This is a genomic window from Sphaerisporangium fuscum, assembly GCF_018531465.1.
In the GTDB taxonomy this organism is placed as follows: Bacteria; Actinomycetota; Actinomycetes; order Streptosporangiales; family Streptosporangiaceae; genus Sphaerisporangium; species Sphaerisporangium fuscum.
Map to the genome: position 1 here is coordinate 99,614 of NZ_JAHDTF010000012.1, position 17,957 is coordinate 117,570.

Consider the following 17,957-nt stretch of genomic DNA (forward strand, 5'->3'; position numbering starts at 1 on the left):
CGCCATCGAGGCCGCTCGACGTACGGCCGCTGAGGTCGGGCCGGACGCGCGTCAGCCGCCGGTGACCAGCCAGGCGCGGCCGTACGCGCGCAGCCCCAGGGTGACCAGCCGCGCGGCCATCCACACCCCCAGCGCCGCCCACAGCGCCACCAGGCCACCGGAGGGGGCCAGCGCGTACACCGCCGGGAGGTAGACCAGCGTCGTGAGGGCGGAGGCCCAGGCGAGGTATCGCCGGTCGCCGGCCCCGATGAGCACCCCGTCGAGGACGAACACCACCCCGGCGACGGGCTGCAGCAGCGCGACGAGCCACAGCACCGACCGCAGTTGTTCGCTCACGGCCGGGTCGGCGTCGAACAAATGAGGGATCACCGGACGCAGCAGGAGGATCGCCACGCCCAGCACCACGCCGTACCCGATGCCCCAGATCACCATGGTCCGCGTGGCGGCGCGCGTCTGGCGTACGTCCCCGGCCCCCAGGGCGCGGCCGGTGATGGCCTGGCCGGCGATCGCGATGGCGTCGAGGGCGAAGGCCAGCAGCGACCAGATCTGCGTGGCGATCGCGTGCGCGGCGAGCTGGACGACGCCCATGCGGGTGGCGACGGCGGTCGCGACGAGCATCACGATGCGCAGGCACAGCGTGCGGACCAGCAGCGCGATGCCGGCCGTGCCCGAGGCCCGGATCCCGGCGAGGTCGGGCCTCAGGGACACCTTCCGCGCGCGGGCCGCCTTCGCCACGACGAGCACGTACACCGCGCCACCGAGCCCCTGGGCGATGACGGTGCCCCAGGCGGAGCCGGCGATGCCCCAGTGCAGCACCAGAACGAACAGGGCGTTCAGGACGGCGTTGAGCGCGAAGGACCCGATGGAGACGGCGAGCGGGGTCACGGTGTCCTGGAGGCCGCGCAGGATGCCGGTGCCCGCCAGGATCACGAGCATGGCGGGAGTGCCGAGAAGGCTGATCCGCACGTAGGTCACCGCGGGGCCCGCCACGTCGGACGAGGCGCCGAACAGCTCCACCAGCCAGGGGGTGAGCGGCCAGCACGTGACGATGAGGGTGGCGCCGATGCCCGCCGCCAGCCAGAGCCCGTCGATCCCCAGCTTGACCGCCTGGGCGGCGTTCCCGGCCCCGATCTGCCGCGCGACCGCGGCCGTCGTCCCGTATGCCAGGAACACGCAGAGGTTGACCAGAGTGGTGAGCGCGGTGCCGGCGATGCCGAGGGCGCCGAGTGCGACGGTGCCGAGTCGCCCGACGATGGCGTAGTCGGCGAGAATGAAGAGCGGCTCGGCCACCAGCGCGCCGAAGGCCGGTACGGCGAGCCTGAGGATCTCCCGGTTGCCGACGCGAGTGGTAAGAGTCACCTGTCTATATTGCCCCTTACGTCGGCCTGCTCGGCACCGCCCCCGACAGCGTAAGGCGTGTCACACCGACTTTCTTTTCTCCACAGGCCGTGGATATCGTTTTGCCTGCTCAACAGGGGGTCTGTGGGTATCCACATCGGTTATCCACAGGGTTGTCCCCAGTGTGCCCACACCCCGTCCCGAGGAACTGCACACGTTATCCACAGGCTCGTCTACAGGACGCGTTGCCGGTTCGTTCAGAACCGGCGACACTGGCACCTCGGCTACTACGGGGGTAGCTTGCGAACGCAAGGAGAGGGTCGCCAGGTGAGCAGTGAGGTCGCCCCCGCCTTCGATGCGCCCTTCGAGCGCACACCCCCCAGCAACATCGAGGCCGAGCAGTCGGTGCTCGGCGGCATGCTGCTCTCCAAGGACGCCATCGCCGACGTCGTCGAGGTGCTGCGCTCCGACGACTTCTACCGTCCCGCCCACCAGATCATCTACGACACGATCACCGATCTGTACGGCCGCGGCGAGCCCGCCGACGCCGTCACGGTCTTCAACGAGCTGTCCAAGCGGGGCGAGATCGCCCGCGTCGGCGGCGGCGCGTACGTCCACACCCTCACCGCCGTCGTCCCCACCGCCGCGAACGCCGGCTACTACGCCAAGATCGTGCGCGAGCAGGCGATCCTGCGGCGGCTCATCGAGGCGGGCACCCGCATCGTCTCCTTCGGTTACGGCGGGCACAACGAAGAGGTCGACGAACTGGTCGACCGCGCGCAGGCCGAGATCTACGCGGTCACCGAGCGCCGCACCAGCGAGGACTACCGCCCGCTGTCGGAGATCATGCCTGGCGCGCTCGACGAGATCGAGGCCATCGGCAGCCGCAGCGGCCAGATGGTCGGTGTGCCCACCGGCTTCCAGGACCTCGACTCCCTCATGAACGGCCTCCACCCGGGCCAGATGATCGTCGTGGCCGCGCGTCCGGCCATCGGTAAGAGCACGCTCGGCCTGGACTTCGCCCGATCCGCCGCCATCAAGCACCATATGACCACCGTGATCTTCTCGCTGGAAATGTCGCGCAACGAGATCACGATGCGTCTGCTGTCGGCCGAGGCGCGGGTCTCGCTGCAGAACATGCGGTCCGGCACGATGAGCGACGACGACTGGACCCGCCTCGCCCGCCGCATGAGCGAGGTCGCCGAGGCTCCGCTGTTCATCGACGACTCGCCCAACATGTCGATGATGGAGATCCGCGCCAAGTGCCGCCGCCTCAAGCAGCGCCACGACCTGCGGTTCGTCGTCGTCGACTACCTCCAGCTGATGAGCTCCCCCAAGCGCACCGAGAGCCGTCAGCAGGAGGTCTCCGAGATCTCGCGTGCCTTGAAGCTCCTGGCCAAGGAGCTCGAGGTGCCGGTCATCGCGATCTCCCAGCTGAACCGTGGTCCCGAGCAGCGCACCGACAAGCGTCCCCAGGTGTCCGACCTGCGTGAATCGGGCTCCATCGAGCAGGACGCGGACGTCGTCATCCTGCTGCACCGCGAGGACGCCTACGAGCGGGAGTCGCCGCGGGCGGGCGAGGCCGACCTGATCGTGGCCAAGCACCGTAACGGCCCCACCGCCACTGTGACGGTCGCCTTCCAGGGCCACTACAGCCGCTTCGTCGACATGGCGCCTCACTAGGGCTCGACCCGGGCCGACGGCACCCTCGTGGTCAGCGCCGCCACGACCAGGGCCGCCAGGTAGAATACGCCACCGGCGACGAACCCGGCCGTGTAGCCGCTGGTCAGCGCGTCGGGAAGTGGCGTGCCTGACGGCATCCCGGCGGTGACCTCGGCCGCGATCGCCGCCAGTACGGCGAGGCCGAGCGCGCCGCCGATCTGCTGACTGGTGTTGACGAGCCCGGCCGCCACTCCGGTGTCCTGCGGCTGCACGCCCTGGACGCCCGAGATGGTCGTGGTGACGAAGGCGAGACCGAGGCCGATGCCGGCCAGCAGCATCGCGGGCATCAGCATGGCGAAGTACCCCGAATCCGGCGTGAGACGGCTGAACCAGGCCATGCCGATGGCCGCCAGGAGCAACCCGGTCGTGACCACCGCGCGCACCGACACGCGGGACAGCGCCTTCGGCCCGATCACGCCGGCGGCCAGCCCTATCCCCAGCGCGAACGGCAGGTACGCCAGCCCGGTCCGCATCGCCGGGTACTCCTTGACGACCTGCATGTAGAGCGTGAGGAAGTAGAACGTGGCCGTCATGCCGCAACCGAGGAGGAACACGACGGCGTTGGCGCCGGCCCTGCCCCGGTCGAGGATGACGCGTGCGGGCAGCGTGGGAGCCACGGCACGTCGCTGGACCACGAGGAAGGCCACCAGCAGCGCACCCGCCGCGACGAGGAACGTGACCGTGAGGGCGTCGGTCCACCCGTACGTGCCGGCGCGGTTGATGGCGTAGACCAGCGAGCCGATGCCGGCCGTCGCGCAGAGCGCACCCGGCAGGTCGACGCGGCCGCGGTCGCGCTCGCCCTGGACGAGGACCTTGGTGCCGAGCAGCACCGCCACCGCGATCGGGACGTTCACGAACAGGATCCATCGCCAGCTGAGGTACTCGGTGAGCGCGCCGCCGAGCAGCAGGCCGACCACGGAGCCGAGCCCGCCCATCGCGCCGTACACGCCCAGTGCCCTGGTGCGTTCGGGACCGGCCGGAAAGGTGGTGGCGAGCAGCGACAGCGCGGTGGGCGCGGCGATCGCGGCGCCCACGCCCTGGAGCGCGCGTGCGCCGACGAGGACGGCCGCCGTCGGGGCGAGGCCGCCGATCAGGGAGGCGATGGTGAACACGACCAGTCCGAGGCGGAACATGCGCCGGCGGCCGAACAGGTCGCCGGCCCGGCCGCCGGCGAGCAGCAGCCCGCCGAAGGTCAGCGCGTAGGCGCTGATCACCCAGTTCAGGTCTGACGGCGCGAGGCCGAGCGCCTTCTGGATGCTCGGCAGGGCGACGTTGGTGATGGTGCCGTCGAGCACGAGCATGAGCTGCGCCGCGGCGATGACGACCAGTGCGAGGCCGAGCCGGTGCCCGGTCGCGGGCGGGGCGTCGGCGCGCGGGATCACTTCTGTTTCAGGGTGGGGGGACATGCGCTCTCCGATGGGGACGTCGTGGGTCAGGGTGCCGGCCGCGGGAGACGCTGATCGCGCACGCGGCCAACTGTCAACATTCCAACTGATTCACTTCCAACCGTCAATATATGGAACTGTCAATACTCCGATAGACTGAACCCGGAGGTGGATCAGTGCGCGAATGGCGCGAGGAGACCGGGGACGCCGGCTCGCCCCTGCCGGCGGATCTGCGCTGGTCCATAGGGCACCTGCTGCGCAAGGCCTTCGTGCGCTTCACCGCCGAGGCGATGCGCGACGGGCCGCGGTCGCGCGAGTTCGTCATGCTCGACGTGCTCGCCGACGAGGACGGCTACTCCCAGCAGGAGCTCGCCGAGCGGCTCGGCATCAACCGCACGATCATGGTGCGGCTCGTCGACCGGCTCGAAGATTCCGGACAGGTCACGCGAGAGCGCAACCCCGCCAACCGCCGCTCCTACGTACTGTCGATCACCGAGGCCGGCCGCAAGGCGGTGGACGACATGCGCCAGGCCGTGTTCGAACGCGACGCGCGGGTCACCGCCGCGCTCACTCCCGCCGAACGGCTCAGGCTCAGAGAGCTGCTGAGCAGGCTCCTGCCCGAGCCCGATCAACCGGCCATCCAGAGCACCGAATACCTCGTCTCCCAGGCTCACTACCGCCTGCGCCGGCTCGGCGACCGGCTGCTGGCCGACATCGACCTGCGCACAAGGCACTTCGGGCCGATCTACGCGCTCGAGGTCCTCGCCCCCTGCCCGCAGCAGCAGCTCGCACGGCAGCTGATGATCACCGAGCCCGCGGCCGCCGAAGTGGTCGACGAACTGGTCCGCGCCGGGATCGTGGCGCGCGGCCAGGATCCCCACGACCGCCGCCGCTACGCCCTGGCGCTCACCGATCTCGGCCGGCAGCGCGTCCCGATCGTGAAGGAGGCGCTCCAGCGGATCGAGGCCGACGTCCTCGACGCCCTCGGCCCCGACGCCGGCGAACTGCGCACACTGCTGACCAAACTCCTGGACGGCGGCGCGTCCGGGTAGCCGCTGTCAACCGCTCGGTGAGGTCACGGACGACGGCGCCGGCGAGGAGAACCTCTCACTTACACGGGTCGCGGTACGGCTCCACCCCGGGGAAGTACTGGCGCCACTCGGCGAGGGTCAACGTACGGCCCGCGCGGGCGCATACGGCGGCGGCCGTGCGCGCGGGGTCGACCGGCATCTCATGGATGACCCCGGCCTGGTCGACGGCGCGGAGGACGGCACCGCCCGCGGCGAAAGTGACCACAGGCATGTCCGTTCCCTCAAGACGAAGAGGCGGGCCGAGTCTCCGCGGAGTGGAGACGTCCACGAGCTGGACCTGGGCCTCATCCCCGTACACGACGGCCGCCACGTCACCCTTGGGGGAGAACATGATGTCGCCGGCCGCGATGTTCAGGCTTGGCCCACGCCGTGCCCCGGACCGGACGTCCCAGAACGCCACTCCGCCCGAGCTGCTGATGGCCACGGTGCCGCCGTCGGGGCTGAAGTCCAGCGACAGCAGCGGGTCGGAAACGCGTCCCGGGCCGAGCGGCGGGCCGATCTCCCGTCCGGTGCTGAGGTCCAGCAGCCGGTTCGAGCCTCCCTCGGTCAGAGCGACCTGGGGTGTTCCGGGACGGAAGACCACCGAGACGTCGTTCTTGAAATCGATCGACCTGCTCCAACGGCCACGCCGCACGTCCCAGACGAGGAGCTTGTCACGTCCTTCCTCGTAGTCACTCGCCATGCCTCTGGCCCCGACCGCGAGGAGAGAACCGTCGCCGTTCAGGGCGAGTGAGTAGATGGTCCAATCCGCGGGCAGCTTGATCTCTGCTACCCGCGCCTGCTTGACCGTGTCCCAGACACGCACCCGCTCCATGTTCTCGTCACCGGCGTAGGCGAGGAACCGGCCATCCCCGCTGAAGACAGGCCCTGACGCGGGACCGAACGGGTCGTCGCCGCTCACCGGTATGGGAGCACCGAGGGGCCGGCGCCGGGCGGTGTCCCAGAGCACCATCGAGGACGCGTTCTCGGCGTGGGTCAGGAGAAGGCGGCCGTCGGGACTGAAAGTGGTGGCCTGCGAGGCCGGAACGGGGAGCCGGACCGGGGACACCACATCGGACACGTCGATGCCCACCACCGTCTCACCCGTGAGGAAGCGCAAGGACGTGCCGTCGAAGCCGACGCCTTCCTTCGCTCCCCCGTAGGTCAGCAACGGGCGGCCGTCGGCGACCCGGACGAGCCTGCTGCCCGCCCACAGCAGACGCCCGTCGGGACTGAAACGCAACGGGCCGTCCGCCTTCCAGGCCACTATCTGCTCATACGGCAAGGGGCGTCCGGTGCGTACATCAAGGACGGTGACCTTCGAGTCGTCACCACACGCGAGGGTATGTCCATCCGGGCTGAACGCCACGGCCTTGGCCGTCCCCGCGCACGTGTCGGAGTCGTGCCAGTGGGCGACCCGGTGACCGCTCGGGAGCCGGAGGAGGCCGAACTGATATCCGCCGTCCCCGGTGAGGAGGGTGAGGGCGGCGAGGTCACCGGCGGGTGTGTAGGCCGCGTCGACGATCGGAGCGTTCTTGTATCCGACGGTCTTCCCGGTGCTCGTGTCCCACAGTTCCGCCCCTTGGCCTTCGTGGACGGTCAGCCACCGGTCGTTGAGGCCGAAGTCGATGGAGTGGAAATGTTGCTGCGCCCACAGCTTGTGCCGTGCCACGACGCGTCCTGTCGTGGTGTCCCACACCTGGATCGTGCCTCCGGCCACCACCGCCAGGCGTTTGCCGCTGTCGCTCAGGGCGATTCCTCGGAAGGTCTGCTCGCCGATCTTCACGTCGTCCCAGCCGCCGACCCGCTTGCCGGTGCGGACGTCCCAGATTCGTACGCCCTTCCGGGAGACGCTGAACAGCCTTCGGCCGTCGAGTGTCAGCTGCCGTAAGGTCTCGCCGCCGTTGTCCGGGTCGGTGAAGGCCGTGCGCTCGTGCTGCGCCCAGGCGTTCTGCAGGGTCGAGCGGGTGGCCGGGGTGGGGGACAGGCGCCAGGCGGCCACGCTGAGCAGCATGGCGCGTACCGGGTCGGTGGTGCGCATCGCGTCCGCCTCGGTGGCGGCCTTGCCGGCGGACGCCTCGGCGAGCCGGGCCGCGAGCATCTCCCTCTGCGCGGTCACCGTGCGGGTCTGCAGTACGGCCAGCGTGCCGGCGACCAGGGCGAGGACGAGAAGGGTGGCCAGGGTGACGGTGAGCAGGCGCCGGCGGCGGACCCGGTGGCGGGTGGCGGCGTTGCAGGCGTCCAGGAAGTCGCGTTCGAGCTCGGTCAGGGTGAGGTGGCGGCGTCCGGTGGCGGCCCACCGCAGGGCGGTCTCCAGGCGGCTGCCCTGGTAGACGTCGGCCTCGCGGCGTCCGTGGTCGTCCCAGTGCACGGCGGCGGCGTGGATGGCCGCGTGCACGGGCAGGCCCTCGCGCTCGTCGTCCACCCACGACCGCAGCCGCGGCCAGGCCTGGACGAGGGCGGGCCGCGCGATGCCGATGGCGTCCCCGCGGGTGGTGAGCAGGTAGGAGAAGACGTCCAGGACGCGGTCGAACGCGGCCTGCTCCTCGGGGGTGCGCCCGCCGAGGAGCTCGTCCCGCGAGGCGGTCCGCATCTTGATCTCGTCGGCCTCGCCGAAGCCGATCAGCCGGAGGAACAGGTCGGGGACGAGGTCGCGTTGGGCGGGGTTGAGGAATCCGTAGGCGTCCTCGGCCAGGGTGCCGAGGGCGGGGTCGGCACGCCCGCCGGGAGCCAGCAGCCCGGCCTCGACGCTGCCCATGGTGAGCAGCTCGGCCTGGGTGCCCTGGAATCCGGTGATGAGGCCGAGCAGCAGTTCCCGGGCGGTGGGACGCGCCAGGGGGTCCTTGGACAGGGCGGCGGCGACCAGCGGCCGCAGCGTGCGGGGAACGTAGTCCAGTTCGGGATCGGTCGCCAGCACCTTGTGCATGACCGCGCCGAGACTTTCGGCCCGGAAGGGGTCGTCGCCGTTGGCGGCGTAGACGACGATGGCCCCCCAGGAGAAGACGTCGGCGGGTGCCCCGGCACGTTGGCCGGTGAAGACCTCGGGGGCCATGTACGTGGGGGTGCCGGTCACCATGCCGGTGGCCGTGAGCGACATCTCCAGCGTGTGGGCGATGCCGAAGTCGATGACGCGGGGCCCGTCGGGGCCGAGGAGGACGTTGTCGGGCTTGAGGTCGCGGTGGATCACACCGGCGTCGTGGATCGCGGTCAGCGCGGTGGCCACCGCCGTGGCCAGCCGGTAGAGGTCGTCGCCGGCGAAGAGACGTCCGCCGGTGACGGCCGTGCGCAGGCTGGGGCCTTCGATGTATTCGCTGACGATGTACGGCTTGGGGGCCTCCAGGTCGACCGCGAGGATGCGCGCCGTGCAGAAGGACGCGACCCGCTGGGCGGCGGTGGCCTCCTTGCCGAACCGCGAGCGCAGGTCGGGATCGGCCGCGGCGTCGGCGTGCAGCACCTTGACGGCCACACGCGTGCCCTCGGAGTCGTAGGCCTCGTACACGACCCCCTGGCCTCCGGCCCCCAGCCGCCCTGCCGGCCAGTAGTCGCCTAACCGGGACGGATCCCCCGCCAGCAGCCCCGTCGCCGCCACCACGAATCACCCCGCCGTAACAGATGGACTACGTCCTTAGACGCCGCCCCCGCCACCGAAGTTTGCCCCTAGTGCCGCCGCGGGTCCATGGCGCCGCCCGCGTGAGCGCCGATGAACCTGAAGTAACCTTCAGATTCAGTAGGGCAAGTGAATCGGGAGCATGGCGGAGATGAGCGAATCCACGCGCCACCTGGCCACGGAGCTCAGCGTCGGGGAACTCGCCGCACGCAGCGGTGTGGCGGTCTCGGCGCTGCACTTCTACGAGCGGCAGGGGCTGATCAGCAGCCGTCGCACCACGGGCAACCAGCGGCGCTACCGGCGCGACATGCTGCGACGGGTGGCGCTGATCCGCATGGCACAGCGCGTCGGGATCCCCCTGGCGAACGTCGCCGAGATCCTCAACCTGTTCCCGGCGGACCACGTCCCGACGCGTGCCGACTGGCAGCGCATGTCGCAGTGCTGGAAGCAGGAGCTGGACGAACGCATCCATCGCCTCCAGCAGATACGTGACGAGTTCACCGACTGCATCGGATGCGGGTGCATGTCCATCGACCGCTGCCCGCTGATCAACCCCGACGACGAGCTCGGCAAGCAGGGTGCCGGGCCGCGCAGGCTGCTGCGCCGCGGTCAGAGCACCACGCGGGAATGGGACGTCAACCGGCCGTCCGGCGACAAGATGTGCAGCGCGAACCCCGGCGGCAGCTCGAAGTCCAGCGGAACCTCGGCCCTCGACTCCTGCTGCGTCAGCACCGTGGACGCCACCCCGGGCGCGATGTAGAGCGGAAGCCCGGCGAACATCGTGGCGGCGGCCGTGTGGACGTGCCCGGCCCCGAGGAGCACCTTGCGGAACTGCGGCCTGCTGTCGTGGTCGCCGGGGACCAGCACGGTGTCGATCGGACCGGGCAGGCCGGATATGTGACGCACCACCCGCTCGGTGCGCTCGATGCTGCGGGTGGTGCCGTCTATGTGAACGTCGCTGACGTGAGCCAGAGTCAAGGCTTTTACGGCGGCCCCGCACGGTGGTGCGGGCCGCCGTTACTCCGCCTCCCTGGCGCCGTTCATTTCTTGCAGGACCCGGGCGGTGATGTCGTCGGCGGGGAAGAACGACTCGATGGCCAGCTCGGCGACCGTGATGTCGAGTGGAGTGCCGAACGTCGCGATCGTGCTGAAGAAGGCCAGCTCGCGTCCTCGGTGACGCAGGCGCAGCGGCACCACGATCTCGCCCGGGCCGGGCAGCTCGACCTCCGGCTCCGGCTGGTCGCACGGGTAGGCCCGCAGCTCCTCGTCGAGGGCGGTGAGCTCCGGGTCGGCGGTCAGCGCCACCTGGCGCCGCAGCCGTCCGAGCAGGTGCCCCCGCCACTCGCCCAGGTTGACGATGTGGGGCGCCATGCCGTCGGGGTGCAGGCTCGCACGAAGCACGTTCGCGGGCGGCTCGAGCAGGTGGGGGGAGATCAGACCGGTGAACAGGGCGAGGCTCCGGTTGCTCTCCACGAGGTTCCACCGGCCGTCCACCACCACGGCCGGATAGGGATCGTGGCCGGTGAGGATCTGCCGGAGCGCCCCCTGGACGGCCGTCATCTCCGGCGCGTCGAGCCGGGTCTCGGCGAACACCGGGGCGAACCCGGCGGCGAGCAGCAGGCGGTTGCGCTCGCGCAACGACAGGTCGAGCTCCTCGGACAGGTGCAGCACCATCTCGCGGCTCGGGTTCGACCGGCCGGTTTCCAGGAAGCTGAGGTGACGGGTGGAGATGTCGGCCTGGATGGCGAGGTCGAGCTGGCTGAGCCGGCGGTGTTCACGCCACTGCCGGAGCAGTTCGCCTATAGGCCGCGGGGAGGGCGCCGTGGTGGTCATGGTGCGAGGGTATGCGGAGCGGCCGCGATGTCGCGATTACGTCGCACGTAACGGACGCGCCTCCCCGGCGCGGGCGGGTGTCAGAGGGTCGAGCCGCCGTCGACCACCAGGTCGTGCCCCACCGTGAAGCCGGCGTCGGCGGACGCCAGCCACAGGATCGCCCCCGTGATCTCGTCCATCGTGCCGACCCGGCCGATGGGGAGCTGGTGCTTCACCCGCTCCGCGCGATCGGCCTCGGTCTCGCCGGGCCGCATCGACATCGGCGTGTCGTGCGGGCCGGGGCTGATGACGTTGATGCGGATGCCCTCGCGGATGTATTCCAGCGCGGCCGTGCGGGTCAGGGCGGCGACCGCCGCCTTCGACGCGGCGTACGCGCCGAAGCCGGGCAGCCGCTTGTGTGCGCCGATCTGCGACGACACGTTGACGATCACACCGCCGCCGCGCTCGCGCATGGCCGCGATCTCGTGCTTCATGGACAGCATGACGCCCGTCAGGTTGGTGTCGATCGTCCGCGCCCAGTCGTCCTCGTCGATGTCGCCGGCCTGCCCGCTGGTGAGCACCCCGGCGTTGTTGACGGCCACGTCGAGCCCGCCGTGCCGCTCCACGATCTCCCCGATCAGGCGGGCGACCTCGGCGGAGCTGGTGACGTCGGCGGTGAGCGCGGTCGCCCGGCCGCCCTCCGCCTCGATGAGCTTGACGGTCTGCTCCAGGGGTTCCCGCCGCCGTCCCGCGACGACGACCGTGGCGCCCTCGCGGGCGAAGCCGAGCGCCGCCGCCTGGCCGATGCCCGAGCCGCCGCCGGTCACCAGAACCACCTTGTCTTGAAATTTCATGTCATCTCCGGTTGTACTAGACTGATCGTTCCAGTTTGAAGGCAGCCGAAAACCCGCCGACGAGGGGGTTCTCAGTCGAGGATCGAGAGCGCCTGCGTGGCGGCGTCCCGGAGGCGGACGGGGTCGGCGTCCCCCTTGCCCATGAGCCGAAGCCCTTGCAGGAACACCAGCAGGAAGCGCGCCAGCGCCGCCGGGTCCTTCTCCGGGCGCAGCTCGCCCTGGGCGCGCGCCCGCATCAGCGTCGTCGTCAGCGCCGCCTCCAGCGACGTCCACTGGACGTTCAGCAGGCGGCTCACCTCGTCGTCCCTGGGCAGCATCTCGGCCGCCGCGTTGACGACCATGCACCCGCGCCGCCGCGTGTCGTCGACGGAGTCGGCGGCGTAGTGCTCCACCAGCGCGCGTACGGCGGCCAGGGCCGGCCCCGGCCGGGAGAGGACCTCGATGGGTGAGGGGTCGCGGCTGTCGACGTAGCGCCGCAGGGCCTTCATGTAGAGGTCGTGCTTGCCCCCGAAGGTGGCGTACAAGCTGGCCCTGCTGATCCCGAGGTGCTCGACGAGGTCGGCCATCGACGTCGCCTCGTACCCGCGCTCCCAGAACAGCTCCAGGGCGCCCTGGAGCGCGACGTCGGGATCGAACTCTTTCGTCCTCGCCATGTTCGCCACCATATCAGAACGGTCGGTCTTGAATAGCGCCCCGGGGTACGGCCCCCGCGTCCGTACCCCGGCGCGTCACTCCCAGCGGAACATGCGCGCCGCGAACAGTCCGGCCACGACGGCCCACCCCGCCATGACGGCCAGGTGAAGCGCCTGCGGAGGCGTACCGGCCCACGTGTCGCGCAGCGCCTGCCCGAAGGCGCCGGTCGGAGTGAAGTCGCTGATCCGGCGCAGGACCTGGGGCATCATCTCCCGGGGCAGCCACATGCCGGCGGTGAACAACATGGGGAACATCACCAGCGAGCCGATCCCGCCGGCGGCCCGGCTGTTCGGGATGACCGCCGCGATGACCAGGCCGATGGCGAACAGCGCGCAGACCCCGAGCACGAACGCCGGCACGAACCAGAGCAGAAGCATCGGGATCCGCGCCTGCAGCACCAGACGCGCGCCGACGATCGTGAGGGAGGTGGAGACGACCGACGTGACCAGGTTGACCAGCAACTGCGTGAGCAGCAGCGTGCGCGGGGAGGCCGGCGTGACCGACATCCGGCGCAGGACGCCGCGTTCCCGATACTGCGCGAGCACCGCCGGGATCAGGGTGAAGGCCGTGGTCGCGATCGAGAGCAGCACCATCATCGCGGGGAGCTGCGTGTCGACGACCCGCTGGCCGCCGAGGGCCGGGTCGGGGGTGCGGAAGCCGGGGATCACGGAGCCCAGGATCAGCAGCAGGGCGAGGGGAAGGACGAGCGTGAAGAAGGCCGCGCTGGGTTCCCGCAGGTAGAGCTTGGCCTCTGTCAGGGTCAGCCTGAACAGGGCCGTGTCCCTGCGGGAGGTCGCGATGTTCGACATGAGGGTCTCCTAGGAGGCGTCGGCGGCCGCGCGGCCGGTGAGGGCGAGGAAGGCGTCGTCGAGTGTGGCCTGCTCGGTCCGCAGCCCGGCGGGGACGACCCCGTGGGCGGCGAGCGCCGTGGTGACGGCGAGCAGCACGTTCTCGGACCCGGCCACCGTCACCTGGTCGCCGTCCCGCGTGACCGAGACCACCTCGGGGATCGACCGGAGGACGCGGTCGGCGTCCGGCGGGCAGCGGAAGACCACCCGGATCCCGCCGCCGGCCCTGGCGATCAGACCGGCCGGCGTGTCGACCGCCGCGACGCGACCCCGGTCGATCACGGCGATCCGGTCGCAGAGCCGCTCGGCCTCCTCCATGAAGTGGGTGACCAGGACGATCGTGACCCCGCGTGCCTTCACCTGCTCGATGAGATCCCAGGTGTCGCGCCGCGCCTGCGGGTCCAGGCCCGTGGTCAGCTCGTCCAGGATCGCCACGCGCGGCCCCCCGACCAGGGCGAGGGCGATCGACAGCCGCTGCCGCTGGCCGCCCGACAGCTTGGCGAACGGGGTCTCGCGCTTGGCGCCGAGCCCCACCTCCTCCAGCAGCCGCCTCCAGTCGGCGGGCTTGTCGTAGAACGAGGCGTAGAGCTCGAGGGCCTCGCCGGCCCGCAGCTTGTCGGGCAGCAAACAGTCCTGCAACTGCACGCCGACCCTGCGCCGCACCTCGGCACGGTCGCGGCCGGGGTCGAGGCCCGTGACGCGGACGGTGCCGGCGTCCGGAGTGCGCAGCCCGCTCAGGCACTCGACGGTGGTGGTCTTCCCCGCGCCGTTGCGGCCGACGACGCCGAAGATCTCCCCCTCATGGGCGCTGAACGACACGTCGTCCACCGCGACCTGCGCGCCGTAGAGCTTGCGCAGGTTGCCGATCTCGATGATTTCCATGCCGTCGACGCTAGGAATCGCGGCTCTCGCCCGGAATGCACCTGCGGCCCGAACGGGGGTGGACCTAGGTACACCTCGACTCGGCACCCATCGCTACTTCGGATAACAGGGCCGGTGAACCAGACTGGCTGCATGCTTCTCCGGACGACGATCGGCTTCGGCCGCTGCCTCATGCTCGCGGTGCTGGCCTTCATGCACGCCTTGGCCGCGGTGCTGGCCGTGGTCGTCTTCCTGTTGACCTTCGGACTCGGCATGGTCTTCCTGTTCCCGCCCGCCGTCCGCCTGGTGCGCGCCTGCGCCCGTCAGGCGCGTGACATCGCCCGCGAGTGGTCCGGCGTCGAGATCGCCACGCCGTACCGTCCGGCGCCGCCGCCTCCGCTGCCGCAGCGCGACGGCTGGTACCGCGACGGGCGCCAGCTCTACCGCACCTCGCTGGTGCCCACCTTCAACCGGACCTTCAACTGGATGATCAAGGACCCTGCGACCTGGCGCGACTTCGCCTGGCTGATCGCCGACCCGTTCGTCGCGGGCGCGCCACTGCTCCTGACGGGGTACGGCGTCGCGCTCCTCGCGGTAGGGCGGCCCGCCGAGGCGGTGGCCGGGGTGCTCGTCATCATGACGGGTGTGCTCCTGGCCCCGCGGATCACACGTGTCCACAGCCTGTGGACGAAGCTGCTGCTCGCCCCTACCGAGAAGGCCCGGCTGACCCACGAGCTGCGCCTGCTCGAACAGACGCGCACCGAGGTGGTCGACGCGCAGGCCGCCGAGCTGCGGCGCATCGAACGCGACCTGCACGACGGCGCGCAGGCCCGCCTGGTCGCCATGGGCATGACCCTCGCCGCCGCCGAGGAACTGGTCGAATCCGACCCCGCCGCGGCCAAGGCGCTGCTGGCCAAGGTGCGCGAGGCGTCGGCCGCCTCGCTGGTCGAGCTGCGACAACTCGTGCGCGGCATCCACCCCCCGGTCCTCGCCGAGCGCGGCCTCGACGACGCCGTGCGGGCCCTGGCCCTCGACAGCCCGCTGCGCGTCACGGTACGGGTCGACCTGCCCGGCCGCGCCGAGGCCCCCGTCGAATCGGCCGCGTACTTCGTGATCAGCGAGCTGCTCACCAACGCCGGCAGGCACGGCGACGCCCGCGAGGTGACCGTCGACATCAGTCACCGCGGCCCGGCGCTGCGCGTCACCGTCACCGACGACGGCCACGGCGGGGCCGACCCCTCCCGGGGCACCGGACTGCGCGGCATCGAACGGCGGCTCGCCGCCTTCGACGGTGTGCTGGCCCTGAACAGCCCGCCCGGCGGGCCGACGACGGCGACCGTCGAGATCCCACGCGCTCTGCCGGGGGTCCGCCGCGTCTCGGACCTGCCGCCCTGGAAGAACGCCCTCCTGAGCTTGTGCTGGGCGCTGTTCTGGCTCCCGCTGTTCCCGCAGGGGCTCGTGGCGATGGCCTTCAAGATCTTCCAGAGCCCTGAGCGCAGCTGGTTCCTGGCCCTGTACATGCCGGCGCCTTTGCAGTGGCCGGTCGTCCTCGGCATGATCGGCCTCGGTGCGGGCATGGCCTTCTTCGCCATCCGCACCTCCATCCAGCTGAAACAGCGAGACTCGGAGTCGTGTGCATGAGGGTGGTCCTGGCCGAAGACCTCTACCTGCTGCGTGAGGGTCTGGTCCGGCTGCTGGAGGCACACGGCTTCCAGATCGTCGCCGCGGTCGAGTCGGGGCCCGAGCTGCTCAAGGCCCTGCTCGACGAACGCCCCGAGGTGGCGGTCGTCGACGTACGGCTGCCGCCCACCTTCACCGACGAGGGCCTCCAGGCGGCGCTGGCCGCCCGGCGGTCGATCCCCGGCCTGCCGGTGCTCGTGCTGTCCCAGCACGTCGAGCAGCTGTACGCCAGGGAGTTGCTCGCCGACGGCAGCGGAGGGGTGGGCTATCTGCTGAAGGACCGCGTCTTCAACGCCGCCCAGTTCGTCGACGCGGTGCGCCGGGTCGCCACCGGAGGCACCGCCATGGACCCTGACGTCATCGCCAAGCTGCTGGCCAGCAACGCACGGGACGAGCCCCTCGGCAGGCTCACCCCGCGTGAGCGTGACGTGCTGGAGCTCATGGCCGAGGGCCGCTCGAACGCCGCCATCGCCCAGCGGCTGTTCCTCAGCGAGAGCGCCGTGGCCAAGCACACCGCCAACATCTTCGCCAAGCTCGGCCTGGTGGCCTCCGACGACGACAACCGCCGCGTCCTCGCGGTCCTCGCCTACCTCAACGGGACGCGCGGCTGATCCGCCTGCCCCATGAGTGACATCTCTGTCACCCCGGCACCTGGTAACGGGTGTGTCCGGCGGCTGCCGGGGGATCGCTTCGCCATCAAATGTCCTACCAAGACGCTACCTTTCTGGGGACGGACGACTCGAAGGGGATGGATCAGGGTGAAGTTCCAGGTGAACCGCGATGTGCTGGCCGACGCGGTGGCATGGAGCGCCCGGGCGTTGCCGGGGCGTCCCGCGCTGCCGGTGCTGTCCGGCATCCTGCTCGAGGCTCTCGACGACAGCCTCGCCCTCTCGGTGTTCGACTACGACGTCTCGGCGCGCGCCCTGATCGAGGCCGACGTCGCCGAGCCCGGCAAGGTGCTCATCCCGGGCCGGGTGCTGGCCGAGATCACGCGCAGTCTGCCCGCCGAGCCCGTCCAGCTTGTCACCTCCGGGGCCGAGGCCGTCCTCACCTGCGGCGGCGCCGAGTTCGGCCTGCTCACGATGCCGGTGGAGGACTTCCCGGCGCTGCCGGCCATGCCCGCGAAGGTGGGAGCGGTCGGGGGCGGGGTCTTCGCCACCGCCGTCAACCAGGTGGCCGTGGCCGCCAGCCGCGACGACACGCTGCCCATGCTCACGGGCATCCGGGTCGACATCGACGGGACCGGGGTCTCCCTGGCGGCCACCGACCGCTACCGGATCGCGGCACGCGACTTCCTGTGGAATCCGGAGCGGCCCGACGCGCAGGCCGCGATGATGGTCCCCGCCCGCGTGATGGTGGAGGTGGCGCGCTCCCTGCGGGCCGGGGAGGTCTCGGTCGGCATCGGCGACGGCATCGCCGGTTTCGAATGCGCCGGCCGCACCACGACCGTGCGGCTGCTCGACGAGCAGTTCATCGACTACCGCTCCCGGCTCACCGACGACTGGCCGATCCGGGCGACCGTGAAGGCCGCGCCGTTCGTGGAGGCCGTCAAGCGGGTGGCGCTGGTCGCCGAGCGCAACACCGCGATCCGGCTGTCGTTCAGCGAAGGGCAGGTGCTGGTGCAGGCGGGTGGCGGCGACATCGGCCGGGGCGCCGAGGCGGTCGGGGCCGAGCTCGACGGCGACGACATCCAGATCGCCTTCCAGCCGCACTTCCTGCTCGAAGGGGTCGCCGGCGTGCAGACCGAGAACGTCGTGATCAACATGGTGTCCCCGACCCGCCCCGTGCTGATCACCGACGACGGCGACGACCCGTCGTTCCGCTACCTGGTGATGTCGCTGCGCCTCAACTGAACCCTGTTCATCAGCCTCGCTGCGCTCGGCGGCGAGGGGCGCCCTTGAGGCGGCGGCCTTCGTCGTCGTCCGGGCTCGTACCTCGCCCTACCTCCTCCTCAGACCACCGCCGCGCCCGTGCCCATGGCCTCGCTCCGCTCGGCGGCGAGGGGCGCCCTTGAGGCGGCGGCCTTCGTCGTCGTCCGGGCTCGTACCTCGCCCTACCTCCTCCTCAGACCACCGCCGCGCCCCTCG

The 17,957-nt window shown here is 70.9% G+C and carries 13 protein-coding genes and 1 pseudogene; 6 read left to right on the top strand and 8 right to left on the bottom strand.

The features are described from left to right. Positions 1–51: 51 nt before the first annotated feature. Complete coding sequence (locus tag KIK05_RS15640; protein ID WP_214411432.1) at positions 52–1,359, bottom strand: MATE family efflux transporter; 1,308 nt, start codon at positions 1,357–1,359, stop codon at positions 52–54. Between the two features lie 306 nt (positions 1,360–1,665). Between KIK05_RS15640 and dnaB the strand changes: the two genes are divergently transcribed. Then, the gene (dnaB, locus tag KIK05_RS15645) at positions 1,666–3,021 is read left to right on the top strand and encodes a replicative DNA helicase (RefSeq protein ID WP_214411433.1); all 1,356 of its coding nucleotides are present in this window, start codon (positions 1,666–1,668) and stop codon (positions 3,019–3,021) included. Here the strand turns inward: dnaB and KIK05_RS15650 are convergent. Then, entirely contained in the window at positions 3,018–4,466 is a 1,449-nt protein-coding gene (locus KIK05_RS15650) for an MFS transporter (RefSeq protein WP_214411434.1), read from the bottom strand. The two genes, dnaB and KIK05_RS15650, sit on opposite strands and share 4 nt — an antisense overlap. A 155-nt stretch (positions 4,467–4,621) precedes the next feature. Here KIK05_RS15650 and KIK05_RS15655 point away from each other — a divergent pair, with 155 nt between their 5' ends. Next, the gene (locus KIK05_RS15655) at positions 4,622–5,497 is read left to right on the top strand and encodes a MarR family winged helix-turn-helix transcriptional regulator (protein WP_308249936.1); all 876 of its coding nucleotides are present in this window, start codon (positions 4,622–4,624) and stop codon (positions 5,495–5,497) included. Positions 5,498–5,552: 55 nt separating this feature from the next. Here KIK05_RS15655 and KIK05_RS15660 read toward each other — a convergent pair whose 3' ends face one another. Then, on the bottom strand, positions 5,553–9,104 hold the full coding sequence (locus KIK05_RS15660; RefSeq protein ID WP_214411435.1) for a WD40 repeat domain-containing serine/threonine-protein kinase: 3,552 nt from the start codon (positions 9,102–9,104) through the stop codon (positions 5,553–5,555). Positions 9,105–9,273: 169 nt separating this feature from the next. Between KIK05_RS15660 and soxR the strand changes: the two are divergent. Further along, positions 9,274–9,723 (top strand): annotated as a pseudogene (gene soxR / locus KIK05_RS15665) (redox-sensitive transcriptional activator SoxR); the annotation flags it as partial. Positions 9,724–10,139: 416 nt separating this feature from the next. On the opposite strand, the gene KIK05_RS15670 reads toward soxR, so the two are convergent. The 5 genes from KIK05_RS15670 to KIK05_RS15690 form a co-directional block, all read right to left on the bottom strand. After that, positions 10,140–10,955, bottom strand: coding sequence for a helix-turn-helix domain-containing protein (locus tag KIK05_RS15670; RefSeq protein ID WP_214411437.1), 816 nt, complete (start codon positions 10,953–10,955; stop codon positions 10,140–10,142). Between the two features lie 80 nt (positions 10,956–11,035). After that, a complete protein-coding gene (locus KIK05_RS15675) occupies positions 11,036–11,788 on the bottom strand; it encodes an SDR family NAD(P)-dependent oxidoreductase (RefSeq protein ID WP_214411438.1) in 753 nt (250 codons plus the stop codon). 71 nt (positions 11,789–11,859) lie between these two features. Then, positions 11,860–12,441 carry a TetR/AcrR family transcriptional regulator gene (locus KIK05_RS15680; RefSeq protein ID WP_214411439.1) on the bottom strand — a complete coding sequence of 194 codons (582 nt, stop codon included), beginning with the start codon at positions 12,439–12,441 and terminating at the stop codon, positions 11,860–11,862. Between the two features lie 75 nt (positions 12,442–12,516). Further along, positions 12,517–13,290 (bottom strand): ABC transporter permease, encoded by a 774-nt coding sequence (locus KIK05_RS15685; RefSeq protein ID WP_250562857.1) that lies wholly within the window; start codon positions 13,288–13,290, stop codon positions 12,517–12,519. A 9-nt stretch (positions 13,291–13,299) separates the two neighbouring features. Continuing rightward, positions 13,300–14,211, bottom strand: coding sequence for an ABC transporter ATP-binding protein (locus tag KIK05_RS15690; protein WP_214411440.1), 912 nt, complete (start codon positions 14,209–14,211; stop codon positions 13,300–13,302). 132 nt (positions 14,212–14,343) lie between these two features. Between KIK05_RS15690 and KIK05_RS15695 the strand changes: the two genes are divergently transcribed. From KIK05_RS15695 to dnaN, 3 genes are all read left to right on the top strand, one after another. Further along, positions 14,344–15,831 carry a sensor histidine kinase gene (locus KIK05_RS15695; protein WP_214411441.1) on the top strand — a complete coding sequence of 496 codons (1,488 nt, stop codon included), beginning with the start codon at positions 14,344–14,346 and terminating at the stop codon, positions 15,829–15,831. Further along, positions 15,828–16,481, top strand: coding sequence for a LuxR C-terminal-related transcriptional regulator (locus tag KIK05_RS15700; protein WP_214411442.1), 654 nt, complete (start codon positions 15,828–15,830; stop codon positions 16,479–16,481). Before KIK05_RS15695 ends, KIK05_RS15700 begins: the two co-directional genes overlap by 4 nt. A 147-nt stretch (positions 16,482–16,628) precedes the next feature. Beyond that, positions 16,629–17,723, top strand: a complete 1,095-nt coding sequence (gene dnaN / locus KIK05_RS15705; protein ID WP_214411443.1) for a DNA polymerase III subunit beta — start codon at positions 16,629–16,631, stop codon at positions 17,721–17,723. The last annotated feature ends 234 nt before the right edge of the window (positions 17,724–17,957 follow it).

Bases quoted from the DNA above. Each gene is read 5' to 3' on its own strand.
- KIK05_RS15650 (WP_214411434.1), bottom strand. From the start codon at position 4,466: ATGTCCCCCCACCCTGAAACAGAAGTGATCCCGCGCGCCGACGCCCCG.
- KIK05_RS15670 (WP_214411437.1), bottom strand. From the start codon at position 10,955: ATGACCACCACGGCGCCCTCCCCGCGGCCTATAGGCGAACTGCTCCGG.
- KIK05_RS15675 (WP_214411438.1), bottom strand. From the start codon at position 11,788: ATGAAATTTCAAGACAAGGTGGTTCTGGTGACCGGCGGCGGCTCGGGC.
- KIK05_RS15680 (WP_214411439.1), bottom strand. From the start codon at position 12,441: ATGGCGAGGACGAAAGAGTTCGATCCCGACGTCGCGCTCCAGGGCGCC.
- KIK05_RS15685 (WP_250562857.1), bottom strand. From the start codon at position 13,290: ATGTCGAACATCGCGACCTCCCGCAGGGACACGGCCCTGTTCAGGCTG.
- KIK05_RS15690 (WP_214411440.1), bottom strand. From the start codon at position 14,211: ATGGAAATCATCGAGATCGGCAACCTGCGCAAGCTCTACGGCGCGCAG.
- KIK05_RS15695 (WP_214411441.1), top strand. From the start codon at position 14,344: ATGCTTCTCCGGACGACGATCGGCTTCGGCCGCTGCCTCATGCTCGCG.
- KIK05_RS15700 (WP_214411442.1), top strand. From the start codon at position 15,828: ATGAGGGTGGTCCTGGCCGAAGACCTCTACCTGCTGCGTGAGGGTCTG.